The 15,524-nt window shown below is 67.8% G+C and carries 15 protein-coding genes; 3 read left to right on the top strand and 12 right to left on the bottom strand.

Annotated elements, in window-relative coordinates; all coding sequences use genetic code 11:
* From WMC41_RS23455 to WMC41_RS23445, 3 genes are all read right to left on the bottom strand, one after another.
* Positions 1-936 carry an ABC transporter permease gene (locus tag WMC41_RS23455; RefSeq protein WP_432349127.1) on the bottom strand — a complete coding sequence of 312 codons (936 nt, stop codon included), beginning with the start codon at positions 934-936 and terminating at the stop codon, positions 1-3.
* 83 nt (positions 937-1,019) lie between these two features.
* Positions 1,020-2,612, bottom strand: coding sequence for an ABC transporter substrate-binding protein (locus WMC41_RS23450; RefSeq protein WP_432349125.1), 1,593 nt, complete (start codon positions 2,610-2,612; stop codon positions 1,020-1,022).
* 56 nt (positions 2,613-2,668) lie between these two features.
* The gene (locus WMC41_RS23445) at positions 2,669-4,294 is read right to left on the bottom strand and encodes an amidohydrolase (RefSeq protein ID WP_432349123.1); all 1,626 of its coding nucleotides are present in this window, start codon (positions 4,292-4,294) and stop codon (positions 2,669-2,671) included.
* Between the two features lie 182 nt (positions 4,295-4,476).
* Here WMC41_RS23445 and WMC41_RS23440 point away from each other — a divergent pair, with 182 nt between their 5' ends.
* The gene (locus WMC41_RS23440; RefSeq protein ID WP_432349121.1) at positions 4,477-5,448 is read left to right on the top strand and encodes a LysR family transcriptional regulator; all 972 of its coding nucleotides are present in this window, start codon (positions 4,477-4,479) and stop codon (positions 5,446-5,448) included.
* Here WMC41_RS23440 and WMC41_RS23435 read toward each other — a convergent pair.
* From WMC41_RS23435 to WMC41_RS23405, 7 genes are all read right to left on the bottom strand, one after another.
* Positions 5,420-6,220, bottom strand: a complete 801-nt coding sequence (locus WMC41_RS23435) for a M55 family metallopeptidase (protein ID WP_432349119.1) — start codon at positions 6,218-6,220, stop codon at positions 5,420-5,422. The genes WMC41_RS23440 and WMC41_RS23435 overlap by 29 nt on opposite strands.
* Positions 6,217-7,254 (bottom strand): P1 family peptidase, encoded by a 1,038-nt coding sequence (locus WMC41_RS23430; RefSeq protein ID WP_432349117.1) that lies wholly within the window; start codon positions 7,252-7,254, stop codon positions 6,217-6,219. Before WMC41_RS23430 ends, WMC41_RS23435 begins: the two co-directional genes overlap by 4 nt.
* Before the next feature lie 136 nt (positions 7,255-7,390).
* Entirely contained in the window at positions 7,391-8,242 is an 852-nt protein-coding gene (locus tag WMC41_RS23425) for a D-amino-acid transaminase (protein WP_432349116.1), read from the bottom strand.
* A gap of 132 nt (positions 8,243-8,374) precedes the next feature.
* Positions 8,375-9,931, bottom strand: coding sequence for a D-aminopeptidase (locus WMC41_RS23420; RefSeq protein WP_432349115.1), 1,557 nt, complete (start codon positions 9,929-9,931; stop codon positions 8,375-8,377).
* A 135-nt stretch (positions 9,932-10,066) separates the two neighbouring features.
* Positions 10,067-10,576, bottom strand: a complete 510-nt coding sequence (locus WMC41_RS23415; protein WP_432349113.1) for a c-type cytochrome — start codon at positions 10,574-10,576, stop codon at positions 10,067-10,069.
* 114 nt (positions 10,577-10,690) lie between these two features.
* Positions 10,691-12,163 carry a multicopper oxidase family protein gene (locus WMC41_RS23410; protein ID WP_432349111.1) on the bottom strand — a complete coding sequence of 491 codons (1,473 nt, stop codon included), beginning with the start codon at positions 12,161-12,163 and terminating at the stop codon, positions 10,691-10,693.
* 71 nt (positions 12,164-12,234) lie between these two features.
* Positions 12,235-12,570 carry a hypothetical protein gene (locus tag WMC41_RS23405; protein ID WP_432349109.1) on the bottom strand — a complete coding sequence of 112 codons (336 nt, stop codon included), beginning with the start codon at positions 12,568-12,570 and terminating at the stop codon, positions 12,235-12,237.
* Positions 12,571-12,801: 231 nt separating this feature from the next.
* Between WMC41_RS23405 and WMC41_RS23400 the strand changes: the two genes are divergently transcribed.
* Together WMC41_RS23400 and WMC41_RS23395 are read left to right on the top strand one after the other, a co-directional pair.
* The gene (locus WMC41_RS23400; RefSeq protein WP_432349107.1) at positions 12,802-13,176 is read left to right on the top strand and encodes a CidA/LrgA family protein; all 375 of its coding nucleotides are present in this window, start codon (positions 12,802-12,804) and stop codon (positions 13,174-13,176) included.
* Positions 13,169-13,867, top strand: coding sequence for an LrgB family protein (locus WMC41_RS23395; RefSeq protein WP_432349105.1), 699 nt, complete (start codon positions 13,169-13,171; stop codon positions 13,865-13,867). The genes WMC41_RS23400 and WMC41_RS23395 overlap by 8 nt, the downstream gene beginning before the upstream one ends.
* Before the next feature lie 4 nt (positions 13,868-13,871).
* On the opposite strand, the gene greA is transcribed toward WMC41_RS23395, so the two are convergent.
* Complete coding sequence (gene greA, locus WMC41_RS23390; RefSeq protein WP_244766343.1) at positions 13,872-14,354, bottom strand: transcription elongation factor GreA; 483 nt, start codon at positions 14,352-14,354, stop codon at positions 13,872-13,874.
* Positions 14,355-14,457: 103 nt separating this feature from the next.
* Positions 14,458-15,513: an Ldh family oxidoreductase gene (locus WMC41_RS23385; protein ID WP_432349103.1), complete on the bottom strand. Its 1,056-nt coding sequence runs from the start codon at positions 15,511-15,513 to the stop codon at positions 14,458-14,460.
* Positions 15,514-15,524: the final 11 nt, after the last annotated feature.

The raw sequence follows: 15,524 nt of genomic DNA, 5'->3' as shown, positions 1-15,524 counted from the left end.
TCACTCCTGCTTGATGCGCGGATCGATCGCGGCATAGATCAGATCGACGGCCGTGTTGATGACGAGGAACCACAGCACGATGACGAGGATCGTGCCCTGCACCACGGGAATGTCGCGGATGGCGACGCTGTCGACCAGCAGCGAGCCGATGCCGGGCCAGGCGAACAGCTTCTCGATGACGACGGCCTGGCCGATCAGCGAGCCGAATTGCAGGCCGACCGTGGTGACGATCAGCACCAGGGCGTTCCGCGCCACATGCCAGCGCACGACCTTCGCCTCGCTCATGCCCTTGGAATGGGCGGTGCGGATGAAATCGGCGTTGAGCACGTCGAGCACGCCCGCCCGCGTGGTGCGCGCAAGAAGCGCCAGCGGCGTGACGCCGAGGGTGACGGCGGGCAGGATGAGGTTGCGGAACGAGCCGTCGCCATAGCCGAAGCTCGGCAGCCAGTTCAGTTGCAGGGCGAAGAGATACATCATCAGGAGGCCCAGCCAGAACTGCGGCATGGAGAGCCCCGAGACCGCGCCGATCATCGTCACCGTGTCGAGCACGGAGCCGGGCCGGAGCGCCGCGAGGAAACCGAGCGGCACGCCGACGACGAGGGCGAAGACCATGGCGGCGATGGCAAGCTGCAGCGAGGCCCACATGCGGTCGTTGATGAGGTCGATCACTGGCTGGCGCGTGCGGAAACTGGTGCCGAGGTCGAACTGCGCAAGATCCGTGACATAGGTCGTAAAGCGCTCGATCAGCGGCTTGTTGAGGCCGAACTCCTCGTTGAGGCGGGCGATCATCTGCGGATCGGCGGCGCGCTTGCCATCGGCGAAGAGGCTGGCGGCGAAGGTTCCGGGCACGACGGAGAAGATGACGAAGATCAGCAGCGCCACCACGACGACCGTCGGAATGATCTGGAAGATGCGGCGCAGGGTGAAGCGAAGCATGAGCGGTTCCGTGTTGGGCGCCCTTGCGGGCGCGACAATCGATGCGGGGGCGACATCGATGCCGCCCCCGAACCCCTCAAGGCTTATTTGCGCGAATCCGGCGCGGTCTCGTCGATCCAGATCTCGTCATAGGGCTGGACCGCCAGTTCCGTGGCGTTGGGAACGAGGCCGTGGATCCACGGCTGGTAGGCCATGACCGCCTTGTTGTAGTTGAAGAACCAGACGGGCGCGTCGTCCTGCACGATGTTGTTGGCCTGGCGCAGGAGGTCGTTCTGCTTGGCGGGGTCCCGCTCCTGCTGGGCCGCGTCATAGAGCTTGTCGAACTCGGCGCTCGCATAGCTCGTATAGTTGCAGGCCGATTGCGCCGTCTTGGAGTGGTAGCAGCGCAGCGCGTTCAGCGGGTCGGGGCCGGAGAGGTTCGACCAGATGAAGGCCTGGAAGTTGTTGGTCGTCACGGCCTCGCCGAGCGCCGAGCTTTCCACCGGCTTCGGCTTCACGGTGATGCCGACCTTCTTCAGCATCGGCAGGATGGCCTCGACGATCGGCACGCCCCAGCTTTCGTTCGGGCTCGCCGTCACCTCGAATTCGAAGCCGTCGGCATAGCCGGCTTCCGCCAGCAGGGCCTTGGCCTTTTCCGGATCGAAGGCATAGGCCGGCTTGTCCTTGTCGAAGGCCGGCGAGGAGATCGGCAGCCAGCCGGAGGCCGGATAGGCCTTGTTCTTGACGAGGCGCTCGATGATCAGCGGCGCGTTGATGGCGTGGTTGATCGCCTGGCGCACCCGCTTGTCCTTGAAGGGCTCGAAGGCCGGGTTGAAGCCGATGTTGCGGGTATAGACCTCGGCGACCTCAAGCAGTTGCCCCTTCAGCGCCTCCTCGCCCTGATAGGCCTGGTACTGTGTCGGCCCGAGGATGGAGACGTCGATCTCCTTGTTGCGGAAGGCAACGTCGCGGGCGGCGTCCTCGGCCATCAGCACGATGTTGATGCGGTCGAGATAGGGCTTGCCCTCCTCGTAGTACTTGTCGAACTTCTCGACGACGACCTGCGAGCCCGGCACATGCTCCTTGAAGGTGAAGGCGCCGAGGCCGACGGGGGACTTGCCGAAGCTCGATTCGTCCTCGACATTCGACGGATAGATGACCGTCGTATTCTGCATCAGCGGGAAACCGGGATTGATCGGGCCGGTATAGGTGATCTCCAGCGTGTTGTCGTCGATCTTCTTCAGGCCGGAAATCTCGTCCGCCTTGCCGACGATATAGTCGTCCGCACCCTTGATATTGGCAATGAAGCTCGCCCCCGGGAAGGCGTTCTTCGGATTGGCGATGCGCTTGTAGCTGTAGATGAAGTCGTCGGCCGTCAGCGGCTTGCCGTTGTGGAAGACGGCATTCTTGCGCAGGTGATAGGTGTGCACCGTGCCGTCCTCGGAAACGTCCTCGGAATCCGCCAGTTCCAGCACCGGCTTGTTCTGGATCGAGTCCCAGCTGTAGAGCGCGCGGTGGATCGCCTGGGTGATGAACTCTTCCTGCGTGTTGGGGCTCGCCTGCACGTCGAGCGTGGCGAAGCTCGATCCGTAGGGTGCGGTGAAGACGAGCGTCCCGCCCTGGCGTTCGCCCGCGGCGAGCGCCCCGGAAGCCACGCCGAGGCTGAGCATTGCGGCCAGTGTCAGTGTCTTGAGCATGTCGTTCTCCCTCTCGTGCCGTTTTCGGCATCGTTTCAGTTCAGTCCGGCAGGCGTTTACCGCGCATCATGCACGACACGGCCTGCAAGCAGGGTCAGCAGGCAGCGCGTGCCTGAGAGAATGGTTTTCGGCTCCGCGGCGAGAAGATCGTTGTCGAAGACCGCGATATCCGCCCATTGGCCGGGTATGAGCCGGCCCTTTACGCCCTCGGCCTTCTGGGAATACGCGCCGTGTTCCGTATAGGACTGCAGCGCCTCCTCCGGGCTCAGCCGCTCGGACGCGTCCATCACCGTGCCCTTGCCGGTCTGGCGCGTGATCATCGCGTGAAGGTTCGGGAAGGGATCGGGCGAGCAGACCGGCGAATCCGAACCGGTCGAGGGGTTGAGGCCCATGCGCATCCAAGTGCCGATCGGATAGGACGGCTTGCCGCGCGCCTCGCCGAGCACGGAAATGTAGCTGTCGCCGAAATCGTGGATGAAGGCCATCTGCGGCGCGGGCAGGATGCCGGCGGCCTGCATGCGCGCATGCTGTTCTGGCGTGGAGAAGCCGCAATGCTCGATGCGGTGGCGGCGGTCGGGATCCGGGTTGGCGGCGAGCGCCTTCTCGTAGGCGGTGACGAGCTGTTCGATCGCCCCGTCGCCGATGGCGTGGCAGACCATCTGGTAGCCGCGGTCGTGGCAATCGCGAACGACCGCCTCGACCGTCTCGTCCGGCAGCATCTGCACGCCGATATTGTCGGGTTCGCCCTCATAGGGCTTCGTCATCCAGGCGGTGCGCCCGCCGGCCGAACCGTCGAGGAAGACCTTCACGCCGCCGACGCGCAGCATGTCGTCGCCGGCACCCGACAGCAGCCCGGCGCGCCAGGCGTCCTCGACGATGGACACGCCGGGATCGCCGAGCAGCGTCAGCCAGACGCGCACCGGCAGGCGGCCGGACAGTTTTGCCATCTCATAGGCCTGGATCTCGGAGAACCCGGCGACATGGCCGACCGCCGCATCCATGCAGCTGGTGATGCCGAAGGAAAGCAGATGCCGGCCGGCCCGCTCGATGCCGTCGATCAGCTCCTCGGTGGTCGCCGGCGGCATGACGGCCTTGACGAGGTTCTGGGCGTTCTCCGCGAGAAAGCCGTTGAGCTTCCCGTCGGTGACGCCGATCACGCCGCCATCGGGCACCGGCGTCGCCTCGCTGATGCCGGCAAGTTCCAGCGCGCGGGAATTGGCGATGGAGACATGGCCGCAGGCGCGCGTCAGCAGGACCGGGTGATCCGGCGCGGCGCGGTCAAGATCGTCCCGCGTCGGGTGGCGGCCGGTGTCGAGCTTGACCTGGTCATAGCCGCGGGCACGCACCCAGCCGCCCTCCGGCGTCGAAGCCGCGCGCTCGGCAATGCCCTTCATCAGGGTTGCAAGCGTCGGCGCGGCTGCGGGCGTCGCATCGACGAAGCCCATGGCGATGCCGGTCGCGATGAGATGCAGGTGGTTGTCGATGAGGCCGGGCGTCGCAAAACGCCCCTCGAGGTCGATCACCTCGGTCGCCGGCCCCTTCAGGCTCAGCATGTCGGCCGTGCTGCCGGTTGCCAGAACCTTGCCCTGCCAAATGGCCAGGGCCTCGCAGATGCCTTCCTCCCGCCCCCGCCAGATGCGGCCGTTGATGAGGACAAGATCGGCTTCAATTCCGAATGCCATGCACAGCTCCCCCTGTCGGAACCGGCGAACCAGCGCCCATTTCCTCCACGCGCAAACTGAAAGGTTGCGGCGGGCTTGGCCAATTCGCTTTTGGCACGATCCTATGCGAAATCGGCATACCCATTTCGATTGAATGACTTATGATCGCTTTCGCCGCGCAGAAGGCACCGGGGGACGCGCAAATGGAGATCAAGTGGCTGGAGGACTTCGTGACGCTGGCCGACACGTCCAGCTTTTCGCGCGCCGCCGAATTGCGCAATGTCACCCAGCCGGCCTTCAGCCGCCGCATCAAGCAGTTGGAAGGCTGGCTCGGCGCCACGCTGATCAGCCGCGCCACCATGCCGGCCGAGCTGACACCCGCAGGGCGCAGTTTCCTGCCCGTCGCGCAGGAGGCGATCCGTACCTTCTATGCGGCACGGGAAGCGCTGCGCCCCGCGCATGAGCCTGGCCTCATCCGCTTTGCCGCCCTGCACACGCTGACGGTCACCTTCTTCCCGCGCTGGCTGAAGACGCTGGAAGGCGCGGGGGGCGCCTTCAGCACCTCGCTCATCCCCGATCGCGGCGGCATCGAGGCCAATCTCGACGCCCTTGTCGGCGACGAGGCGGATTTCTTCCTCACCTATGCCCATCCGGAGGTGCCGTTTCATCTCGACCGCGGCCAATTCGCCTCGCTGACGGTCGGGCGCGACCGGCTGATGCCGCTGGTATCGGCGGAGATCGCGGTTTCGGGCCAGTTGCAGCCCGGGCGCAATCTCCTCGACCGCGCCGTCGCGCAGCCGCGGCTTGCCATTCCCTATCTCAGCTACGGCTTCAATTCGTTCTTCGGCGTCGCGCTGTCGCGCCTCCTCCTGCGCCGCCCGCCCTTTCGCCGGCGCACGACCCATGAAAACACCATTAGCGCCGGGCTGATGAACATGGCGGTGACGGGCGCGGGCGTCTGCTGGCTGCCGGAGAGCCTTGCGCGCGAAGAGATGGAGGCGGGGCGCCTCGTGCCGGCCTCCGTGGACGAGGGCTGGAACCTCGACCTCGAAGTCCGCCTCTACCGCCATGCGGCGAGCCGGACCGGCAAGGTCGAGGATTTCTGGCGCACGGCGCGGCAGCTTCTCGAACGCGGGCCGCCCGACATCAGACCTTCAGGAAGAGCAGCGCCCTGAGGATTTCGGAGAAATCCCTGTGCTCGAAGGCGACGGCGCGGAGACCATGCGCCTTCGCACCCGGATACCATGCGGCCCTGTAGGCCTCGGTCGGCGTGCTGAACTCGATCACCACCTCGTAGTGATCCGCCTTCGCAGGCAATGCCTGCGCGAAGTCGCCCGACAGCGCCGCCGCCACGCCTTCGCGGATAAGGCGGCGCGACCAGACCGGCGAGATGGATGTCGAGGCGCGGCCCCTGCCATCCAGCGTTTCCACCGTCGCAAGGCCGGGCACCATGGCCCGCGCCTCCGCGCAGATGCCCACGTCCCCGGCGAGGAAGACGGACGGTACGCCGTAGCCGGCCGCGCAGAGCGCGTTGAAGGTGAACTCGGACGCCACCTCGCCGTTCAGCAGGAGCCGAGAGATGCGCAGGTTGGAGGTGTGCGCGAGCGGATTGCCCTCCGTGCCGGCCTTGGAATGGTAGCCCGTATAGATCGCGGCGGCAAAGCCGGCGTCGATGCCGAACATCATCTCGTCCGGATGGCCGGACCAGCCGCGCACGATGCGGGCGTAGTCGGGCAGGCGGTCGAGGATGAGGTTGCGGCCGCTGTCATGGGCATCCTTGATCACCACTTCCGTGGCGCCGGCGGCGCGCGCGCCCTCGCAGGCGGCGACCACCTCGCCCGTCATCAGCGCGCGGAATTCGGCCCAGTCCGGGTGGGTGCGCTCGGCCTCGCTCCAATGGGCGATGCCGGCCGTGCCTTCGATGTCGGCGGAGATGAAGACTTTCATGGGGCGGAGCTCTCTTTCAGCCAGTCCGTGAGGGCGGGATAGATGCGGCCGCTGCGCGCCGGCATGGCGGGGGCCGCGCAGAGCGCGTTCAGCACCGCCTCCTGCGTGGTTTCCGCGGCGGCGCGGAAGGCGATGTCGATATAGCCGTCGGACAGCCGCTGCTGCATGGCGACGGGCGCCGCCGGATCGTGCTCCACCGGATCGGCCGTGGTGAAACAGAGGACGACATCGCCGCTGCCATGGCCCCAGAAGGCACCAAGCCTTGCAAGCCCCGCGCCGCCGCGCCGGGCGACGCGCTGCAATTGCCGGTCGCCCAGCGGCAGGTCCGTCGCCATGACGACGATGACCGAGCCGCGCTCGGGGCTTGCCGGCACCCGCGGATCGGGCCGGCGGCCGTCCGGCAGGACGAGATCGCCCGCGGCACCGAAATTGGCGAGCACCAGCGTACCGAGCGTGAAATCGCGCTTGCCGATGCGCATCAGCCGCGAGGCGGTGCCGATGCCGGCCTTGAAGCCGAAGGCGGTCATGCCGGATCCGGCACCGACCGCGCCCTGCTCCACCGGTCCCGGACGTGCGGCATCGAGGGCCGCCTCTGCATCCGCGGGCGTCACGCCGAGCGCCTGGATATCGTTGATGCTGCCGTCGTTGCATTCGCAGACCAGCGCATTGACCGTCGAGGTCTTGCGCCCGATCGCCGGATTGGCGGCGATGGCGCGGCGGATCAGCGCCTCGGTGCAGGCGGCGACGCCGAACGTGTTGGTGAGCAGGATCGGCGTCTCGATCGTGCCGAGCTCGGCCACCTGCATCAGCCCGGCCGACTTGCCGAAACCGTTGACGACCTCGACCGCCGCCCGCGGCTTGACGCGGAAGAGATCGCCGGGATGCGGCACGATGGCCGTCACGCCGGTGAAAAGGCCTTCGCCGCGCAGCGAGCGATGGCCGACGGCGACCCCGGCAACATCGGTAATGGCATTGCCCGGCCCCGGCTCCAGCCGCCCCTCAGGGATCAGGCCCAGTTCACGCGCCGTCTTCATGTCCGCCCTTTCCGGCCTTCCAATCCTTGAAAGGATGACCTTTTTCCGAGCGAGCCGCCTCGCCGGAAATGCTCTGGATTCCTGCTTTTACCGCATTATCCGACACCGAAGCGACTTCGCTTCGGCTGGAAATGCTCTAGACCGAAACGCCGGCCGCTTCCAGATAGAGCGCCTGCAGCGCCCGCGTCCGCGGCCCGGGTCTTCCGTCGCCGATCACCCGGTCGCCGATGCGCACGACGGGCGTGACCAGGCTGGAAGCGGAAGTCTGGAAGGCCTCTGCTGCGCCCTGCGCCTCCTCGGGCGTGAAGGCGCGTTCCTCGATGTGCAGGCCCTCGGCGGCGCAGAGCCGCGCAAGGGCGCGCTGGGTGCAGCCCGGCAGCGTGGCCTGCGAGGCGGCGCGGGTGAGGATGCGGCCGTCAACGGTGATGAGGTGCGCGGTCGAGGAGGCCCCCTCCGTCACCAGCCCGCCCTCCACCAGCCAGACATCGTCGAAACCGCGGGCGCGCGCCGCCTGCTTGGCCATCACCTGGCCGAGCAGCATGGCGGTCTTGATATCACGCCGCTGCCAGCGCGGATCGACGGCAAGGTCGACCGCAATGCCGTTCTGCTGCGCCTTGGTGCCGGTGAGGGTCTTGGCCTGCGTGAAGCCGACGAGCCGCGGTGCCAGCGTGGCGGGGTAGAAGAAGTCGCGGTCCGCCTCGCCGCGCGAGACCTGCAGATAGACGGTGCCGTCCTGCAGGGCGTTGCGGGCGATCAGTTCCGTCTGGACGGCCACGATGTCCGGCCGGGCGAGCGCCAGGGGGATGCCCAGCTCCTTCAGCGAACGTTCGAGCCGGGCGAGATGCAGGTCGTTGTCGATCATCCGCCCGGCGATCACCGCCGTCACCTCGTAGACGGCATCGCCGAACAGGAAGCCACGATCGAACAGCCCGATCCTGGCCTCCTCCTCCGGCACGAATTGACCGTGGACGTAGACGATCCTGCCCATCTGTTCCCCTTGCTGCGCCTGTGGCTCTCGCGCCGAACATTGGTGCGACTTGCCGCGGCTGACCAATTCAATTTGGGCAGCATCCTATGCAAAAATCGCCTGAGCCGTTGTTTCGCAATGACTTAGGTATTGTCACACGCATCGGGCATAGTGGATTCCTCGGACCAGCCAGCAGCCGAGCGTCAGGCCGGTGATGTGTCCGGCCGCATCGCGCTCGGTCAACAGCGTCCAGTCCCCCGGCGCCGGCGCGTCCATCGAGCGGCGCGTCACGACGATCCAGATATCGGGCCCGGCCGGCTGGACGATCTCGGGCCGGCCCGTGCCGAGGAAACCCTCCGCCCAGAGATAGGTCCCCCCGTCGCGGCATTCGATGACGATATCCGCCTCCAGCTCGGCGGAGCGGTAACGGCCCGCAAGGCGCCTGTCCCCGACCGCCGGCACCGGAGCGACCGGCACCAGCCTCTCGGCGTAATTTTCCTGCGCGCGCTGCATCAGGAGGTCCTCGCCCGCGCGGGCGACCGTGACGGACGAGGAGGCAAGGCCGCCGTCCTCCGTCTGCGAAAGGCTCTCCGGCGACGTGCCGAATCGCAGGGTTGCCGCGTCGAGGCCCGGCTCCAGCCGCGCGAGAAGACCGGTCTCGCGGCTCATCCATTGCCCGCCCCAGCGCTCGTCGAGCGGCCGGGGGACGGGGTGCGGCAGGCCGAGCGCGGTGCGGAGCAGCCGGTGTGCCGCCCCATGCGCATCGCCGTAATGGTTGAACATCACCACGACCGAGAGCCGCGCTTCGGCCGAATGGGCCCGGTAGGCCCGGAAGCCGCGCAGGGCGCCGCTATGGCCGGTGAAGGCGACATCACCGACGTGCGAATGCTGCAGGCCGAAGCCATAGGCCGCGGCCGCACCGTCACGGAAGGTCTGCGGCACCGCGATCTGCCGGTAGAGGCTGTCCGGATCCCCGCGCGTAGCATCGATCCAGCGCTCATAGGCGATCATGTCGTCGAGCGAGGCGGAAATGCCGGCATCACCCCGCCAGTAGATGCCGTTGTCCGCCGGCAGATAGCCGGTGGCGTCGCTGCCCTCGTAGCCCACCACGCCGTCCTCCGGCTGGCGGGTATCGGCGGTCAGCACCGCGCCGGCCATGCCGGCCGGCTCCCAGATGTGCCGTGCATAGAGCGCCTCGAGCGTTTCGCCGGAGAACTCCTCGAGAAGATCGGAGACGAGGCGGAAATTGCCGTTGCTGTAGGAATAGCGCGTGCCGGGCGCAAAGTGCCCGCTGCGCATGCGCTCGAACACCGATGCCGCGTCATCGCGCGAAAAACGCTGCTCGGCCCTGGCGCCGTGCAGCACGGTCAGTGCCCAGTAGTCGCGCAGGCCCGACTGGTTGTTGCAGAGATCGCGCACGCGCGGCAGCGGGCCTTCGAAACTCGGCAGGTGCGTGGCAAGCCGGCCATCGAGTGCCTCCGGCGCGCCACAGGCGGCGAGCATGGCCGCGCAGGTGAACTGCTTGGAGACCGAGCAGATCGGCAGCCGCGTCCCCGCCGTCATGGCCCGAGGCGTGTCGAGATCGGAGAACCCCCAGGCACGAAGGGCGACGACCCGCCCTTCGCTGACCACGCCGGCGACGCCGCCCGGCCCGGGGAACCGCACGGGAAGCGCATCCATCTCCGCTTCGAGCCGCTTGCCGTCGATCATGCCCTGCCTGCCTTCCGTCCTTGCCCCGCCCGGCGCCTGACCTGCGGGGATCGCAGCGAATCTCACGGGCGGCCATTGTTGCCATCCGTGGCCGCTTCGCAACTCGGCAAATCTGGCCGGCAGGGCATGCGCCGGTCAGTCGATACCGTTTGCCCGTTGCAGCTCGCGCACATAGGCGATGACGTTCCGGAGGTCGGCCCGCGTCATCGCCGGCTGGGGCGGCATGTCGCCGAATGTCCAGTGATGCGCGCGCACGCCGTTGGCGACGGCCACCGCGAAGGCTGGGTCGCCGTGGTGCGAGGGCTCGTAGATCTCATGCACCAGCGGCGGCCCGGCCTCGGTTCCCGCGGCATTGGCGCCGTGGCAGGCGGCGCAGACGGCGTTGAACGCCTTCTCCCCCATCTTCACCGCCTCCGAGAGGGTGGCGGGAACGGTGACCGCGACCATGGCACCTTTGCCGGTCGCTGCTCCGGTCGCCGGCGCCTCCGCGCCCCGACGCGTCCAGAGGGCGGCAGTGGCAATGCCCACCGCGACAATGGCGATGACGGCAATCTTCCCCTTGTTCATGCTGCCGGCCGACGCCGGCTTTTCCGGTGCGCCGGGCGCGGTCTTCGAATGCCCGGGCTGTTGATCGTTTCGTGTCATGGTTCCTGTCCTGATAGGAAGCCGGTCGCGGCGATCGCGCCCGGCAAGGAGCTATTTTCTGACGGGCAGACCGAGCGGCCACCGGGGCCGCCCCACCCGCAATGCACGCCGCCTTCACGCCTCGACCCGGAACTCGGTCATCATGCCGGTCGAAAGATGCGGCATGTGATGGCAATGCAGCATCCAGCGCGCGGCCTCCCCCGCATCCAGCGCCACCGTGACCATGGACATCGGCGGCACGTAGACCGTGTCGCGCCGCGCGCCGGCAAAGCGGCGGGCATTGATACCGACCACCTGGAAGGCATGGCCGTGCAGGTGCATCGGATGACCCATCATCGACATGTTGTGGAAGGCGAGTTCCACCCGCTCGCCGCTTTTTGCGACGATGGGGCGATGCTTGCCCCAGACCGCCCCGTCGATGGTCCAGGCATAGGGCTGCATCGCGCCGCCCAGCATGATCATGTGGCGGCGCTCCACCGGCCTTTCGGGCAAGGCGTCGATGCCGACAAGGCTCGCCTCCTGCGCAAGATCGGTATCGAAGGCCGGCGCCGCCCTTTCGGCGAGGGCGTCGAGCCTGGCGACCGCCGCACCGGGCGTGGCAAGGACGATGCCGGTCCGCTCGCGGGCACCCTCGCGAAGGGCGAGCACCGGCCAGGCGCCGCCCTCGTTCGGCAGGTCAAACTCGATGTCGAGACGCTGCCCCATGGCAAGGCCGAAACGGGAACCCGCAAGCGGGCACACCGGCTGCCCGTCCACCGCGACGAGCTGCCCTTCCACCGTGCCGGTATCAATCCAGAACACCGTCGCGGCGGCGGCATTGATGGCACGCAGCCGGACCCGCCCGCCGCGCTCGACCGGCACGACCTCGGGATCGGAGAGCGTGCGGTCATTGGCGAGATAGGCATCCCAATCGTAGTCGTTGAGGTCCATGGCCATGCCGCCCATGGTGCCCATGTCCATCGGCATCGCCATCGGTCCCGCGGCTCCGGCGCCGGCATGCATGCCGCCGTGGTCCATGCCCGGCATCGCGCCGGAAGCTGTGGCGCCGTGTCCGCCGGTGATCTCCGCCAGCACCTCTTCCGGCGCCTTGAAGGAGAAATCATGCAGGAAGAGCACAACCTCCTGCCGGTCGGCGGCGACGTCCTCCGGCCGGCGCACGATCAGCGGGGCGGCAAGCAGTTGCATTTCCTGGATGGGAACGTGGCTGTGCATCCAGTGCGTGCCGGAAAGCGGGGCGAAATCGAAGCTGCGCGTCTCGCCGGGCGCAAGCAGCGGCTGCGGCAGGTCGGGCACGCCGTCCTGCGCGTTCGGCGGGATCTGGCCGTGCCAGTGCACGATGGTCGGAACGGGCAGGTCGTTGTCGAGGTCGACCCGGAAGCGCTGGCCGGGATCGAGCACGAGGCCTTGCCCGCCGGGGCCGGCAAGGCCGAAGACGGTGGCGGCGCGGCCGTCGATATCGAGCGTGCGGCGCGTGGCGGCAAGCCGTAGCGGCGCGGCCGCCTGGCCGAAGGCGCGGACGGGAAACTGGGTTGCAGCGAGCGTCGCTGCGCCGGCGGCCAGGAAGCCGCGTCGGGAAAAGGATCTCATGGCATCACCTCGGGACGGACGTCCCACTCAAAAAATCTGGAGGAATACGGCAGGCGTGGCCTGCCGCGGCTTCAGAGGCGATGCGCTATGGGAGGCCGGTCGTTAAGGGCCGGCGGGGTCGAGACAAGGGCCGCGTCGGGATGGCGGCGATAGGTTTCACGCGGCATGGCGAGGCCTGCGGACAGCCGCCCCGCCGGCAGGAACACGCCGACGCCCATGCAGACGAGATCGCACAGGCCGGGATCCATCTTGCAGGTCCCGTCGTCGCTACAGGACGCCTTTGCCATGGAAGCATGGTCCATCGGCTGCATGCGGCCGGCCAGTTCCGTCGAGACGATCATGCCGGTCTCGTGCGCCGCGGCCGTGAAGGACACGACCGCGAACAGACACGCCGAAACGATGAGCATCAGGAACCGAAGCATGGAGCAAAAGTAGGAGCCCGGCCCGGCTTTGTCCATCGGCACGGCCATGGGCAAAGTGCCGCGCGGCCTCCGATCCGGCCACGGTGATGGATTTACAGGCAAAAGGCCTTTAATCCTCGCAGGCGACGGCCCGAGGCCGTGCGTTCCGACAGCCGCGCCTTGCCGCTCGTCCGGATCGAGAATGGACCTATCGAGGCCGGGGCAGGGAGTGCGCAGATGCTCGTCGGAATTACGATCTTGCTTGTTTTCCAGTTGATCGGCGAAGTGACCGCCTATTTTCTCGGCGGCTTCGTGCCGGGGCCGGTCATCGGCATGGCAATGATCGCCGTGGTCCTCACGCTGACCGGCGGCAAACCGCTCATCGAATCCGCCCACCGGCAGACGCTCGACACCTCCAGGGCGATCCTCGCCAATCTCGGCATCCTCTTCGTGCCGGCCGGGGTCGGCATCATCCAGCACCTCGACCTCATCCGCGACCGCGGCCTGGCGCTGCTTGCCATCGTGCCGCTCTCGACCGTCATCACGCTCGCCGTCACCGTCTGGGTCTTCATCCTGGTGAAGCGGCTTTCCGGAGGCTATGCCGATGACTGACGGGCTCTGGGTCTATCTCGCCACCTCGCCCCTGCTCTGGCTCGCCGCCACGCTGGCCGTCTGGCTGGCCGCCACCGGCCTTGCCGGGCTCAGCCCGGGAAATCCCCTGCTGAACCCGATCCTCTTCTCCATTGCCGCGATCGCGACCGTGCTCTGCGTCAGCGGGATCGACTACGCCGCCTATTTCGAGGGCGCGCAGTTCATCCACTTCCTGCTAGGCCCGGCGACCGTGGCGCTCGGCATCCCGCTCTACGAGAAACTGTCGCTGGTGAAGAGCAACCTCCTGCCGCTGCTCGCCGCCCTCTTTGCCGGCAGCCTTGCGGCGGTCGGCACGACGGTGGTCTTCAGCCGGCTGTTCGGCTTCACGCCCGAGGTCGTCGCCTCGCTCGCCCCGAAATCCACGACCGCGGCGGTCGCCATGGCTATTTCGTCGGGCCTTGCGGGTGATCCGGCCCTTACCGCGGCCGTCGTCGTCCTCACCGGCATCTGCGGCGCGATCGTCGTGACGCCGATGATGAACGCCATGCGCATCAAGGACTACAGCGCCCGCGGCTTTGCCGTCGGCCTCGCCTCGCACGGCATCGGCACGGCGCGCGCCTATTCCGTGGATCCGGTCGCAGGCCTGTTTTCGGGAATCGCGATGGGGCTGAACGCGGTACTCACGTCGCTCATCGTGCATCTCTTCCTGTGACCGCTCACGCGATGGCGATGATCTCGAGCTCCTGCGCGCCGACGGTCACGAGATCGCCGACGGCCTTGCCCATGAGAATGCGGGCCACCGGCGCCACATAGGAGATCGAGCCGGCCTTGGGGTCGGCCTCGTCCTCGCCGACGATGCGGTAGGTCTGCACCCGACCGTCGTCGCGGCTGAAAGTGACGGTGCTGCCGAAGGAAACGACGTCGTTCGAGGCCGGGGCGGCAACAAGCTCGGCGGTGCGGACCCTCTCGGCGAGATAACGCAGGTCCCGCCCGGGGCCGGCCGCCTGCCGCCGGCGCTCGTTGACGTCCTCGATGGCATTCGCCGCCGCATAGGCCTCGCGGGCCTCCTGAAGCTGCGCCTCCAGCGCCTTCAGCCCGGCCTCCGTGACGAGGTTCGGGTGCGGGGAAATCGCCCGTTCGGGCAGCAGGGTTTCCGCTGCCGTCTCGGCGCTTTCTTCCTTCATGAAGGCAACGCTCACGCTCGAACTCCATTCCTGTCGCGGCGGGCCATGGCCCGCGGGAACGGGAACCGTATCCCATCGCGAAAGGACGGGCAATTCCTCGGCGGCGGAGCGCCGGCGGTCAGGCGTTCGGCGCCGGCATCGCGACGCCCAGCCGCTCCGCATCCCGGGCGAGCTTCGCCCAGACCGCATCGCCGACGGGAACGCCGCCCGACAGCGCCGCCTGCCGCTTGCGGGCCGCGCTGTCGCCAGGCATGCGCACGGGACCGTTGTTCCAGGGGGCCGGCGGATTGTCCCGGCAGGCGGCGGCCGTCCAGTCCGCCTGGGCGGTGAAGGCGTCAAGCCCGGCGAAGAAGGCCGGATCCATCACCTGCAGGAAGGCGCTCTGCGCGAAGGTACCGGGCGCCGTGTTCGCCCGGCCCTTGCCGGAAAGGCCCTGCCCCATGAGGTCGACCATGAGGGCGAGGCCGAAGCCCTTGTGCCCCTTGGCCACGCCGCCGAGCGGCATCATGGAGCCGCCGCGCTCGGTGATGTCGCGCGGGTCGCGGGTCGGCTCTCCCGCGGCCGTCAGGCCCCAGTCTTCCGGAAAGTCCTCGCCGCGCTTGGCGAGCGTCTGCGTCATCGTGGTCGTCGTGATCGAGCAGGAGACGTCGATCAGAATGGGATCGCCGGACGTCGGATAGCCCGCCGCCGTCGGATTTGGCGTCAGCAGCGGCCGGGTGCCGCCATAGGGCGCGACGCGCGACGCGCCCGGATTGGAAACGGAGATCTGCACGATATAGCCGCGTTCGGTCACGCGGCGCATGAAGGCCGCCAGCGCACAGGTATGGTGGCAGTTGCGGATGGCCGCCGCGACGATGCCATGATCGGCGACGCGTTCGCAGGCCTGGTCGAGCGCCCTGGTCAGCAGCCAAGCGCCCGGCAGCAGATTGCCGTCCCAGACGAAGGTGCTGCCCCGGTCGGCTACCACATCGTAGCGGCCGGCCTTGGCCAGCGATCCGTCCTCGAGCGCCTCGAGATACCAGTGCAGCAGGCCCACCCCGTGCGTGTCATGGCCGATCATGTCGCCTTCGACGAGGATGGCGGCGGTGGCTTCGGCCTTGTCGGCCTCCATGCCGGCCTTGGCCAGCATGCGTTCGACGAAAGCGGTCAGGGCACGGTGGTCGACATGGGGCATCGGGCTATCCA

This window comes from Shinella yambaruensis (assembly GCF_050859155.1).
GTDB lineage: Bacteria > Pseudomonadota > Alphaproteobacteria > Rhizobiales > Rhizobiaceae > Shinella > Shinella yambaruensis.
This window is presented reverse-complemented; position numbering and strand designations above follow the sequence as displayed.